Raw genomic sequence first — 14,118 nt, 5'->3', positions numbered from 1 at the left:
TTATGAAGGCGAAATTTCTATTCCTATTATTGCTTGTTTCAAGCTATGGTTTTTCTCAATCGGTGAATGATTATGCAGCGGTAATTATTCCTTTAAAATATGATTTTCTTAAAAGCGATAATCAGTATCGACTCAGTACATTGACAAAAGTTAATTTAAAAAAAGCTGGCTTTGAGGCTTTTTATGCAAATGAAACTATCCCAAAAGAATATAGTGATAGATGCAGTCTGTTAAACGTGGATGTATTGAGAGAAAACGGTTTTATGGTTACTAAATTATATGTTGTTTTCAAAGATTGTTACGGTAGCGTTATTTTTAAATCTGAAATTGGAAAAAGCAGGGAGAAAGATTATGAAATGGCTTATTCGGAGGCGTTAAATGCGGCTTTTGTGTCAGTTTATGCATTGAATTATAAATACAATGGTAAAGTGAATTCAACTAGTCAAAATACAACAATGGCCTCTCCAGTGACAGTGCCGGTTGCATCGACTGCTGTTGTTGCTACTGCTGCTGCAGTAGCGGTGAACGTGCCTAATGTTGCTGAGCCAGACGGAACGGTATTATTTGCACAGCCCATTAAAAATGGGTTTCAATTAATTGATAGTACTCCAAAAGTGGTTATGAAAGCATATAAAACCACAAATCCTTCTATTTATTTAGCATCCAAAGAAAATATCCAAGGAGTTATGGTTTTAAAAGAAAACCAATGGTTCTTTGAATATTATGAGAAAGAAACTTTGATGTCAGAAAAAATCACAGTTAAGTTTTAATTAACTGTAATGAATATCTAACTTTTTAATACCCATATTTATCTTTCCATCTATTTTTCAAGAATTCACGGGTTGTGTTTTCTCTGGAATTAGCTCCGGGAATATAAATAGGGGTATTACTTAGTGCTTCTGGTAAAAATTCCTGTTCTGTAAAATTATTGGCATAATCATGCGAATATTTATAATCCTCACCATATCCTAATTCCTTCATTAATTTAGTAGGAGCATTGCGTAAATGGATTGGTACAGGTAAATCACCTGTTTGTTTTACTAATTGTTGAGCCGTTCCAATCGCCAAATAGGAAGCGTTACTTTTGGGTGAAGTAGCAAGATAAATGGCACATTGACTTAAAATAATTCGGCTTTCAGGATAACCAATCGTGGATACCGCCTGAAAAGCATTATTAGCCATAATAAAAGCAGTTGGATTTGCATTTCCAATATCTTCACTGGACAAAATCAACATTCTTCGGGCAATAAATTTCACATCCTCTCCGCCTTCAATCATTCGTGCCAACCAATAGACAGCGCCGTTCGGATCACTTCCTCGAATCGATTTTATAAAAGCCGAAACAATGTCATAATGCTGCTCACCACTTTTGTCATACAAAACCGTATTTTGTTGGACCAATTCAAAAACTCGATCATTGGTGATCAAAATTTCGTCTTCAGCGGAAGCGTTTACGACCAATTCAAAAATATTTAATAGTTTGCGTCCATCGCCGCCAGAAAGACGCAACAGAGCCTCTGTTTCTTGTAGTTTGATTTTTTTTGTAGCCAAAAAAGTATCCGTTTTCATTGCTCTTTGCAACAAATGTTCCAAATCTGCTTTAGTAAACGCATTCAAAATATATACCTGACAACGTGATAATAAAGCGGGGATAACTTCAAAACTTGGATTTTCTGTAGTGGCACCTATAAGTGTGATCCATCCTTTTTCAACCGCAGCCAATAATGAATCCTGTTGTGATTTACTAAAACGATGAATCTCATCAATAAATAGAATAGGGTTTTTGGCAGTAAATAAACCTCCGCTTTGTCTCGCTTTCTCAATTACATCCCGAATATCCTTCACTCCCGAGTTAATGGCACTCAAGATATAAAAAGGGCGTTTGGACTCCTGGGCAATAATTTGCGCCAAAGTCGTTTTTCCTGTTCCGGGCGGTCCCCAAAATATTAAGGATGGGATAATTCCTTTTGATATCTGTTGCGTTAATGAGCCATTAGGCCCAACCAAATGGGATTGACTGATATAATCTTCTAATTTTTGTGGTCGTATGCGTTCTGCGAGTGGTGCTTCCATGTCGTAAAATTAAGCAATTTTCAGTTTTTATGAGTATATTTTTCAGGAGCTATTTCCTGCTGTGCACTATATCTTTTGTGCCGAACCCCGGCACAAAAGGATGTCGTTTCCATCAGGGCTAGGGCATTCGTTTTCATAAGAGGAATTATTTTATATGACAAAATAGCACTAAATTGCTTTTGGATACATTTTTGATTTGTATTAAGAATATATTTCGTTCAATAATTCAGTATTCTAAACATGGAAGAAAATCATTTTAAATTTACCAATGCAGTAATAGGAGTGCCTCTTTTTTTTGTGCTATTCCTGTGGTTTGTCTATTGGTTAGAAATCCGTTTTGGATTTGATTTTGATGATAATGGAATTCTACCGAGAACTTTTTCAGGATTGCAAGGCATAATTTTCAGTCCATTTATTCATTCAAATATTGAACATCTCTATAATAATTCCATACCATTAATAGTGCTTTTGGCGGCGTTGTTCTTTTTTTACAGAAAAGAAGCAATAGGAATATTGGTCTACGGAATTTTACTTTCAGGAGCTATAACGTGGCTCATCGGAAGAGAAAATTACCATATTGGAGCAAGTAGTTTAATCTATGTATTGGTTTCGTTTATTTTTTTTAAAGGAATTCAAACTAAATATTATCGACTTGTAGCATTATCTCTCACCGTAGTGGTTCTATATGGAGGAATGGTTTGGTACGTTTTTCCAAAAATTGATGAAACCATTTCTTGGGAAGGTCATTTGTCGGGGTTAATTGCAGGTTTTGTACTTACTTTTTTATACAAAAAACCAGAATTCAAAAAAGTAATAAAATATGATTGGGAACGACCTGATTATGATCCATCAGGAGATAAATTTATGCAGCGTTTTGATGAAAACGGTATTTTTGTTAATCCCCCCAAGCCTGAAATTATTGAAGAGGATCAAATAGAAATAGATCCTTTTTTTCAGTCGAATTCTAATGTTGTTTATGATTTTATCGAAAATCAAGAAGACATAAACGAAAAAAATGAATCAAAACCGGAGTCTTGATTCATTTTTTTTAAATATCTATATTTTACAATCTAACACGAATGTTTTCGGTTTGATATTGTAATCTTTAATCTAAATTCTGCAATTATTAACTTCTCTGTCTTACGGCTTCGTATAAAAATGCACCACAAGCGACAGAAACATTTAGAGAACCTATAGAACCAAACATAGGAAGTTTTGCTTTTTCATCTACAATTTTAAGAACAGATGGATTTACTCCTCTATCCTCAGATCCCATTATAATCGCTACTGGTTCATTTAAAGAAATATCATAAATATTCTGCTCTGTTTTTTCAGTGGCAGCAACAGTTTTTATTCCGCTTGCCTGCAAAAGAAAAATAGCGTCTTTTATGTGTTCCACTTTACAAATTGGAATATTAAATACCGCACCCGCAGATGTTTTCACTGTGTCTCCATTTACAGGAGCCGAACCGGCCTTTTGAACAATTATTCCATTAACCCCTGTGCATTCTGCAGTTCGGATAATGGCTCCAAAATTACGTGCATCCGATATTTGATCCAAAATCAAAAACAAAGGCTTTTTCCCGTTTTCAATAACGGTATCTATCAAGGTTTCCAAATCATAAAATGAAATAGGAGAGACGGTAGCTACTGCACCTTGGTGATTATTGGGAGTCAATCGGTTTAATTTTTCGACAGGAACATAAGAAAAATTGATATTTCCCCGTTTCATTACTTTCATCAAGTCTTTCATTAGTTCGCTGCTTGCTTCCTTTTGAATATAGACTTTGTCAACTGTTGCGCCTGCTTGTATGGCTTCAATTATTGCTCTGATTCCAAAAATTTGATGTTCTTTTTCCATGTGGCAAATATATAAAAAAAACCATCCCGTTTTGGGATGGTTTTAATGTGATTTTGTAGATAATTAGAATTTATCCCAAAATAATTTTGTTTCTACTTCATCAGAACCAATAGCGCTACTTGCACTAGCATAATTAGCTTTATTTAAAGTTTGCTCAATTATTGGATAAGTTAAACGTACAGGTATTCCCGATACAGCATCTTCAAATGGTATTAATATTGGAAAATCAAGTCTTCTCCAAGAAGTCCACCCTTCAAATCCATTATTGTATAGTGCTACCCAACTTTGGATTCCTATTTTTTCTTTCCAAGTGCCTGAGGCAGTTGTGTATGCTATATTTGTTTGTGCAAGATAAGCTGTTGCTTCATCTGATGTTCCTCCCCAGCTCAATATTGAGGCTTTTATAGCGGCATTATAGTGTGTTTCTGCAGTTGCTGGAGATTCAATGAAAGATCTTTCAGCAGCTTCTGCTAGTAAAAATTCTGTTTCCGAATAGTCTAAAATTGTACCTGGGTAATCAGGAACTTGGATTGTAGGTGTAATATGTGAAAAGTTTGGAAAAGAATTACTTGCACCATATATTCCTCCAATATATTCAACTTCTGGAGTTGAAGGGTCGTCTACATTGTCGTCAAAATATTTTGATCGTCTTGGATCATTTGTCGAATTCATATAATCAACCAATGTATTTGCAGGAACAAAATCAGATCGTCCACTTGCAACTAAATCAATATAAAGAGGATTGGTATTTGGTGAGGCACTTAAATATTTCATAGAAGCATTGTCTGCATTCGTTGTAAAAACAAATGGAGCAGCAGCAGAAACCGTTGCTTTTGCAAGAGCAGCTTCAGTAGGAATATCTGATATTACAATACCCATTTTTAATTTTAAAGTATTGGCAAATTTAATCCATTTAGCTACGTCTCCTTTGTAGATTTTATCATTTTCTCCAAAGCTACCTCCAGCAGTATTTAATTTAGTAATAGCACTGTTGAGTCTAATTATTAAATCTTTATAAATAGTTAGTCCGTCATCATATTTTGGAGTCTTATATTTTAGATTTATAGCCTCAGTATAAGGGACATTTCCAAAAGTTTCTACTAATATGGAATACGTGTAAACATTTAAAATTTCAATAATTGCAAGTTTGTTGGCCTTGTCTAAAGGATTTTCTGTAACGGGAACAATTGTCTTATTAATATTTATTGCGCTTTGGTCTAAATCTTTTAGTACATCTTTGTAAAGAAATTGCCAATGTTGTTCCGGAATTGTTCTTGTAACTAAGTCATAATTACTTTCGTCAGTATATACAGTTTCTGTCCAATGTTGATTAATAAGCCTAAAAATATTGTTGTTCACATTGGTGTTAACCATTTGATCTACAAGGCTTTTTTGAGCACTTGTAAAAAGAGCTTCACCAGGGACATCACTAGGATCTTTGATGTTTTCGTTTAAGTTTTCTAAATCACTGGAGCACGCCATTAAGGATACTGCGGTGATAATATATATGAGCGTTTTTTTCATGTTCTTTAGTGTTAAAATTGAATTTTAATATTACAGCTAATATCTCTCGTAGAAGGTAAAGACCCTGTAGAGAAACCTTGTAAATTTCCAGATCCCAATCCAGATTCAGGATCTGCATCAGGAAGATTTTTGTCAATTATCCAAAGGTTTGTCCCTATTACGCTAAATGTCAATCCATTCATGAATGTATTCTTTAATGTATTTTGAGATAAAGAATATGATATTGATGCTTGTCTTAGTTTTACATAGCTTGCATCATATACAAATGCTTCGTCAGGTAATCCTCGTCTGTATCCTTGTGCTCCAAATCGATCTGCTCTGATTCTTGTTGCATTTTGTGTACCATCAGAGTTTACACCTGGGTTAATGAACCCTCCAGATGCTGATGTATATCCTGCAGATGGAATACCATTTCCATCAGCATCATATTGATTGAAAACAAGTGGATTTCTCACTGGGTTTCCTAGATCATTAGTGAAAGCGGTGTCGTCAGGTAGTCCTGTTGCTAAACCATAATAACGGTCTAAAGAGAATATTTGGCCACCATGTTGCATATCAATTAAAAATTCGAGCGAAAAGTTTTTGTAAGTAAATTTGTTGTTCAATCCGCCTGTCCATTCTGGATTTGCATTACCAATCGCATTGTCTGAATTTGATGTTTTTACATATTGACCATTTGATTCGTCTACAACTCTTTCTCCATTCAAATAGGTGTATTTTGTACCGTAAATGACACCATATGGTTGTCCTACTGCTGCATTTATAGTTACCCCTCCTTGAAATGATCCTAATTGTAAATTGTCTATTCCGTCTAAAAGTTTTTTAACTTGATTTGTGTTTTTGGCCCAGTTTAAATTTATATCCCAGCTAAAGTTAGAATTTTTTATTGGAGTACCATTTAATGTAATCTCAACTCCTTTGTTTTCTATTTCACCAGCATTAATTAATTCATACAGATACCCTGTTGAAGATGTTAATCGTAATGGGATTATTTGATCTATTGAGTTTGATTTATAAAAGGATAAATCTAGTCCCATTCTTTTTTCAAGCATAGAAAGTTCTAATCCAATTTCATAACTTTTAGTTTTCTCAGGCTTAAGATTTGGATTGTTTTTTGTGTCCTTAACAGATGCAGATGATGCTCCAAAAGCCGTGTTGACAGCATAAGAATCTAGAATTCTATCAAATCCAGGGCTATTTCCAACTTCTGCATAGTTAAGTCTGACTTTTCCAAAAGATAACCATGATGGCTTTAAGAATTCAGAGAACACAAAACTAGATGAAATAGATGGATAATAATAGGTGCTATTTTCTGTCGGTAGAGTAGAGGAATGATCTCTTCGTATTGTTCCTTCAAGAAAGAAGAAGTTTTCATATCCAAAAGATGCACTTCCATAAATTCCATCAACGCCAATTGCTTCATCTCTTTCAAGAGGTGCTAATAAAGGACTTGCTGTATTTTGTAAAGAATAAAGATTGGCAATACTTAAGCCACCATTTGTAGCTGCAAAGATAGATTTATAATAACTTCTTCTGATGTTTGTTCCTACTACTCCTTTTACGTTAAGCTTTTCTGAAATATCTTTATTGTAATTTAACATAAAATCATAGTTGTATTCACTAAAAGAAATATTTTTTCTTGAATAACCAGATTCAGCTGGATTTCTGTCGGTACTTCCATCTCCGCCGCCAGTGCCTATCCCGAAATCTGCAGGTACACTTCCCTTGGCTCTTCTTTCTTCTTGTAAATCTCCATAAGTATCTGCAGAAACTCTACCAAATGCATCTAGCCAACTATTGATTTTATAATTTAAAGATACATTTCCAATAAATCTAATTCTTTGGTCAGACTCATAGTTTTCATAACGTTGAAAGTAGGGGTTGTCCCAAAATATTGGAGTTGGATTGGTATAAGAATTTGGATTCCATGTGACATTGCGACCAGTAGTTTCATACGCATTTTTAAGCGCTTTAAGATCAACGTTAGTTTGCCACCATTGTCTAAAGTTACCCGCAATATTGTCATTGTAACCTGTGCTATTTCTTCCTATTGTATTTGTTTCAGAAAAATTACCATAACCAGCAAGTGTTAGTTTTTCATTTATTAATACAGAAGAGTTTAGTGTGAATGTGTTTCTTTTTAATGAACTATTTGGCAAGAGTCCACTTTGGCTTAAATTAGTAGCTCCAATCCTCATTGATCCATTTTCAAAGCCTTTGTCTATTGAGATAGAATTTGTATACGCTACTGGTGTTTCAAAAAATGTGATAGGGCCATTTTTTGCATTAACCCAAGGTGTAGCTTTATAGTAAGTTGATGACTCAGGATAAAAGGCGTCCCATTGGTAAACCATTAAATTAGGGTCAAATGCTTGTCCATATGAAGCATCTTCTGTTAATGGAGTCACATTGTCTAGAGTACCGTCTCCGTTTATGTCGATATGATCTAAATAGGAATCTTCATCTGGACCATAATAAGGTCCATATCCACCTCCATATTGATTTTGATATTTTATGAAAGTACTTTTGTCAATCGATCCTGCGGTAACACCAGAATTTAATGTAATTGAATATCCTTTACTTTTTTTATTTCCTTTTTTTGTAGTTATTACTACAACACCGTTTGCAGCTCTTGAACCATATAAAGCACTTGCTGCTGATCCTTTAAGTACATTTATGGATTCAATATCTTCTGGATTGATATCTGAAGCGCCATTACCATAATCGTATCCAGCTCCTGATTGTTCTTGATCTCTAGTGTTCGAATTGTTGTTGCTTACTGGAACGCCATCAATAACAAATAAAGCTTGATTATTTCCAGTCAATGATGAGTTTCCGCGAATTACAACATTTGTAGATCCTCCAAAATTTGTTGTTCTTTTTACTTGAACTCCTGAAACTTTTCCTGAAATTGCATTTACAAAGTTATCTCCCTTTACAGCAGCGAGACTCTCTCCTTTAACTTCTTGGGTAGCATAACCTAATGATTTCTTGTCTCTTTTAATACCTAATGAAGTTACAACAACACTTTCCAATTGAGTAGCATCACTTGATAAATTTGCATTTACTGTTGTTGTGCTAGCTGGTTTTTCAATTGTTTTCATTCCAATATAGCTAAATACCAATACATCATTTGGTGAAGCAGTTATTGAATATTTTCCGTCAAAATCTGATTGTGTTCCATTTTTTGTTCCTTTAACTAATACACTTACACCTGGCAGAGGTATGCCTGCATTGTCAGAAACAATTCCCGAAACAGATCTTTCTTGCGCAAAGGTTAGTTGCGCCACTAGTACTACAATGAGTACTAAGAATCCATTGAACTTTAGTTTCATTTTTTAATATTTTGAATTAGTATTCCAAAAATAGTGTTAAATTTTGATTAATTTAACTTTTAATTACAATTTTGTTTAAAAATTTTATTTATGTGTAATTTCTGAAAAACAGTTATTCTAATAAAAAGCAATAATTTCAATTAGGTTTTACTAAAAAAAATGAGAAGGATTATTATAAAATGGAAATACATTTAGTCCAAAATATGCCAAAAACATGATTATAGGCATAAATAGGATTAAATGTATTTTTGTTTGATATAACGTAAACGTTACCTTTTTTCTGAAATTGTCGGTTGTTTGTATGAAGTGTTTTTTCTTATATCGATATTATATTCTTTCTCATTAAATCAAGCTGATTTTTTGCAGATAGCTTAAGCTTGTTTTTCCAAATAAGTTTTTTTTTAAATAATTTGACTCAGGCTTCAAGCTCCATAATTTTTTTGTCCTAGTTTATTTTCCATATTTGAAGAGGTTTGATTTTCCTAATCAAAGTAGCCAAATTTTCATAACCATTCAACAACTGTTTGAATATCGTTATATATTGTATTTGTATTAGGCTTCTCTAGTGGATGGATTATTGATTTTGCTCAATTTCGCTGGAAATCTTAAGGTTCAAAGACATGCTTTAATTGTGTTGAATATGTTTTGTAGAACTGGAGTTTTTTTTAATAATATTTTTTTATTGTTATTTCAGGTCGCAATATGTTTTTATAAAAAAAAAGCCACTCTGAATGAACAGAGTGGCTTTAGTTTTATTGTTTATTGAGATTAATTAGTAGCCCACCAAACTGGGATGTCAATATCAGAAACAACAGTTGCGTTATTGTTTAATGTTCTTTCTGATTTTGGAGTTATTAATCTTGCAGGAATCTTTTTAGTTTCACTGTTTTGATTTGGAGTTAATACAGGAAATCCAGTTCTTCTAAAATCATTGTAAGGTTCAGTACTAGTGAATAAACCAATGTATTTTTGTGTTATAATATTTTGCAAAGTAACAGTAGATGCAGCACTTGCAGCAAAAGTACTATTGTCTGCACCAGTAACATCTATTAATGAAGCGCTTATTGCAGCCTGTAAAGCTGTTTGAGCTGCTGCAGTATTTCCTAATCTAAATTGTGCTTCTGCCTCAATAAATTTCACTTCAGCTAAAGTAAAAATATTTAAAGGTGTGTCTGGGCCTCCAGCAAAAAAATCACCAAATTGAGAAGTAGCAAAAGAACCGTCTGGGAATTCAGGAGCAGCTCCAATGTAGATTCCTGGTGCTTGTGGTGGTGGTAATTCTTTTGCATAATGTGTTAAACGTGGATCTGAATTGGCCTGCAATAAATCGATAAAATATTTACCCATTCCCATATAACCGTTTCTTTGACTGTTAAAGGCATACCATGAACTTTGATTGTTTCCTCCGTCAAAAGTAGCTACTAAATTTTCATCATTTGCAGTAATTGATTTTGCTGCATAAGTTAAAGCTTTTTGCGCTGCTACGGTGCTGCCATCTTTTATTGTTAATCTCATAGCATATCTTGCTTTGATTCCATAAGCAACTTTAATCCAACTTGCAGCATCCCCATTATAAAAAATGTCATCTACCCCAGGTACAAGAAGATTAGCACTTGCAGGTGTAGATAAATCTGCTATTGCTATATCAAGATAGGATTGAATTCTTTCAATTACATCTTTTTGACTGTCATATTTAGGGGCAATAACACCTTTAATTCCGCCAAATGCTTCCGAGAAAGGAATGTCTCCCCATGCGTCAGTTGCATAACCCATATTAAGAGCTAGCAAAATCCTTGCAATACCAGCATATTGAGGGTGAGTTGACTCATAAGTTTCTACAATTACGTTAGCATTAAGACCAGTTTGGTAAATATTACTCCAGTCACCTTCGTTGTCAACTTCTGTTAGAATGTAACTCCCATACTCTAGAGATTGTAAATTATTTCCATTTGTATGCTGAGTCAGTATACTAAAGACTCTGGTTAAATTACCTACGGAATTATTGATCGTTCCAATTTCAGCACCTGTAAGCAATGTAGCTGGAGTAGCTGAGGTTGGATTATTAGGATTATCGTTAAATGTTTCCAATTCATGTTCACATGAAGTTAGAGATAGTGCTCCTAATATTAGAGATAAATATATTATTTTTTTCATAATATTAAAAATTAAGTTTTAATGTTAAAGCGTAGCTTTTTGTTCCTGGATTATTGAAATAATCAAATCCATTTGTGTTTGAACCTGATCCTGCAATAGAGTTTTCAGGATCCACTCCTGTGTAATTTGTAGAAACAAATAAGTTTCTTGCAGATAATGTTAATGAAGCATCTCTAACAAAAGGTGTGCTTTTTGAAAGTAGTTTTCCAAAATTGTATCCTAAACTTATATCTCTTAGTCTTACCCAATTGATATCTTTTTCAACTTGTTGCTCATTAGCAGCTCCAGAATCACCTAAGTAGCTATTATAATAAGCTTTATTTGAAATGGCAACTGTATTTGGTGTTCCTGCTTCAGTAACTCCTGGAATAACATATGTTCCATCTCTATTTTCGGCAGAAGCTGCTGAAGTTCCAAGTCTATTAATTCTTGCTTGTGTACCATTCCAGATGTCACCTCCATGTCTTATATCAAGAAGGAAACTTAATGATACATTTTTATAGCTAAAATTATTTCTTATTCCTGCTAACCAATCTGGATTTGGATTTCCGATAATCTCAGCAGCATCTTTAACTAATGGTATACCATTTGATCCTATAACTAAATTACCAGAACCGTCTCTTTCCCAAGCCGATCCGTAAAAAACACCTAAAGGCTCACCTTTAATAATTGATGGCGTTACATTACCTGAAAAGAAATCACTTCCTTCACTTGAGAAATTTAAATTGTCTTGAATAGCAATTACTTCATTTTCGTTTTTGCTCCAATTCACATTGATATTCCACTGGAAATCTGTGTCTTTAAATATGTCGTACCCTAATTCAATTTCTAGTCCTCTATTTTCTACAGTTGGACCATTAGTAAAATAATTGGTAAATCCTGAAGATGCTGCAATTGGTCCTGAAATTAACAAGTCGTAATTCGTAGATTTGTAAGCACTTAGGTTAAAGTGTAATCTTTTAAACAAATCTAATTCTAAACCTACTTCGAATTCTTTATTATGTTCTGGTTTTAAATCTGGATTTTTAAGAGCGGCATCATATGCATATGCTCCAACACCATTATAAGGGGAAGTTAATTCCGGGCCAAATGTATCTGTATAAAGTGGAGTACTAAAAGTTGTTTGAACATTGTAAGGATTTGGAGATGCGTAAGTACTAGCATATGCTCCTCTTATTTTAGCTAAATCAACCCAGTCAGGTAAGTTAAATGATTTGTTAACTAACCAAGAACCACTTACTGCAGGGTAGAAATAAGAACTATTATCTGCAGGTAATGTACTAGTCCAGTCATTTCTTCCTGTAACAGTCAAATAGAATTGGTCATATAAGCCAAGTTCAACTTGTGCGTAAACACCTCTTTTTATTAGTTGTGTATCATAGTTTGCAGGTAAAAAAGTATTGAAGTTATTCAAATTATACTTATTTGGTAAAAGCATTGTAGACCCTACAGTATACATGTCATTTGAGAATTTCGAGTTGATAGATCCTCCTGCATTATAACTTAAAGATAAGTTATTATCCATGAATTTAAAATCACCATTGAAAATTACATCAAGATTATACAAACTCAAAGTATAGGTGTCTAGTATAACTTGACCAGATCGATCGGCAGTAGAGTTACCGTTACTACTGTAAGAATAATTTTGCTGTGCATGAGTAGTATATGTATCTACACCTGCTCTTACTAATGCATTAAAAGCTTTACTTTGGTTATATGTAATGTGTCCGCTAATGATTTCACGGTTTGTCTCGTCAGTATATTCGTTATTATAGACAGTATAAAATGGATTGTCATAAGCTGCAAAATAGTTTTTATTAGTTCCTTGAATCGTTTCGTAGTCTCTAATATCATAACTTGCAGGTGTTCTTAATAAAGACAGCATTATTCCAGCTACATTACTTCCTTTCTGTGCTCTTACTCCTCCTGTATTAGAGTATTTTACATCAGCACCAGCTTTTAATTTATCCGTTATCTTATAGTCTGCACTCACACTAAGATTTGTTTTCTTTAGGGAAGTATTTGGAACTACTCCTGTTTGTTGCAAGTTACCAAAACCAAGTCTAAAGACTCCATTTTCACCACCACCAGAAAGAGCAACATTATTAGTAAATGTTACACCATCTTTAAAGAAATTATCAGCGTTGTCATAGGATTTAAGTCCTGGAACGCTAGAAATTTTTGGTCCCCAGCTTTGATTTGTTCCTCCAGATACAGGAAATCCGTCTGAACCATATGTAGCTGGTGGGATATAAGTAACTCCATTAGTACCTGCTGCGTATTCATGCTGCATATCTGGAAGTTGACTTACTTGATCCATTGATACTGAACTTGAAAAATCAATACCAATTCCTTTTCTTTTTTTACCTTTTTTACTAGTGTAAATAATTACACCGTTTCTTGCATTCTCTCCATAAATTGCTGCTGCAGCACCACCTTTTAGGATAGATACACTTTCAATATCATCAGGATTAATATCGATTGCTCTGTTAGAGTCATCAACACCACCTATGTTAGTGCCAGAACCAGCATTATTGTTTATTGAGTTGTCTATTATTTGCCCGTCCAAAACGATTATAGGTTGGCTAGAAAGGCTAATAGATTTTTGACCTCTAATAACAATTTTACTTGAAGCTCCAGGAGTTCCTGATGTTCCAGTTACTTGGATTCCTGCTGCTTTTCCAGCAAGACCTTCAATAATGTTTGCTTCATGAGATTTTTGTAATTCATCACCAGCAACAGTAGAAGTAGCATATCCTAATGCTTTTCTCTCCTTTTTAATGCCTAATGCGGTAACTACTACACTTTCTAGTTCTGTTGCATCACTTGAAAGTTTTACATTAAGTGATGTTGAACTTGCAGATTTCTCTGAAGTCTTCATACCAACATAGCTAAATACCAATACATCGCTTGGTTGTGCTTTGATAGAAAATTTCCCATCAAAATCTGATTGAGTTCCATTTTTTGTTCCTTTCACTAATACACTCACACCTGGTAAAGGCATACCTGCATTATCGGAAACAATCCCTGAAACAGATCTTTCTTGCGCAAAAGTTAGTTGCGCCACTAGTACTACTAAGAGTACTAAGAATCCATTGAACTTTAGTTTCATTTTTAAATATTTTGAATTAGTGAGGCAAAAATCATAATAATTTGTTAACTATCCTAATA

At 34.0% G+C, this 14,118-nt stretch carries 8 protein-coding genes; 2 read left to right on the top strand and 6 right to left on the bottom strand.

The window, feature by feature from the left end; genetic code table 11:
• Positions 1–2 precede the first annotated feature (2 nt).
• The gene (locus AC1DY0_RS08505; protein WP_477188176.1) at positions 3–770 is read left to right on the top strand and encodes a hypothetical protein; all 768 of its coding nucleotides are present in this window, start codon (positions 3–5) and stop codon (positions 768–770) included.
• A 25-nt stretch (positions 771–795) separates the two neighbouring features.
• On the opposite strand, the gene AC1DY0_RS08500 is transcribed toward AC1DY0_RS08505, so the two are convergent.
• On the bottom strand, positions 796–2,073 hold the full coding sequence (locus AC1DY0_RS08500) for a replication-associated recombination protein A (protein WP_477188175.1): 1,278 nt from the start codon (positions 2,071–2,073) through the stop codon (positions 796–798).
• Positions 2,074–2,313: 240 nt separating this feature from the next.
• Between AC1DY0_RS08500 and AC1DY0_RS08495 the strand changes: the two genes are divergently transcribed.
• Positions 2,314–3,111 (top strand): rhomboid family intramembrane serine protease, encoded by a 798-nt coding sequence (locus AC1DY0_RS08495; RefSeq protein WP_477188174.1) that lies wholly within the window; start codon positions 2,314–2,316, stop codon positions 3,109–3,111.
• A gap of 88 nt (positions 3,112–3,199) precedes the next feature.
• Here the strand turns inward: AC1DY0_RS08495 and rlmB are convergent, their stop codons facing one another.
• The 5 genes from rlmB to AC1DY0_RS08470 all read right to left on the bottom strand — a co-directional run bounded on the left by rlmB (position 3,200) and on the right by AC1DY0_RS08470 (position 14,059).
• Positions 3,200–3,934 carry a 23S rRNA (guanosine(2251)-2'-O)-methyltransferase RlmB gene (gene rlmB, locus AC1DY0_RS08490; protein WP_477188173.1) on the bottom strand — a complete coding sequence of 245 codons (735 nt, stop codon included), beginning with the start codon at positions 3,932–3,934 and terminating at the stop codon, positions 3,200–3,202.
• A gap of 63 nt (positions 3,935–3,997) precedes the next feature.
• A complete protein-coding gene (locus tag AC1DY0_RS08485; protein WP_477188172.1) occupies positions 3,998–5,458 on the bottom strand; it encodes a SusD/RagB family nutrient-binding outer membrane lipoprotein in 1,461 nt (486 codons plus the stop codon).
• Between the two features lie 11 nt (positions 5,459–5,469).
• Entirely contained in the window at positions 5,470–8,793 is a 3,324-nt protein-coding gene (locus AC1DY0_RS08480) for a SusC/RagA family TonB-linked outer membrane protein (protein WP_477188171.1), read from the bottom strand.
• A 768-nt stretch (positions 8,794–9,561) separates the two neighbouring features.
• Positions 9,562–10,947 (bottom strand): SusD/RagB family nutrient-binding outer membrane lipoprotein, encoded by a 1,386-nt coding sequence (locus AC1DY0_RS08475; RefSeq protein WP_477188170.1) that lies wholly within the window; start codon positions 10,945–10,947, stop codon positions 9,562–9,564.
• A gap of 4 nt (positions 10,948–10,951) precedes the next feature.
• Entirely contained in the window at positions 10,952–14,059 is a 3,108-nt protein-coding gene (locus AC1DY0_RS08470; protein ID WP_477188169.1) for a SusC/RagA family TonB-linked outer membrane protein, read from the bottom strand.
• Positions 14,060–14,118 lie beyond the last annotated feature (59 nt).

The organism is Flavobacterium sp. P1_E4, assembly GCF_056405915.1.
The sequence above is the reverse complement of the archived record's forward strand: the minus strand, read 5'-3'. Positions and strand labels throughout refer to the sequence as shown.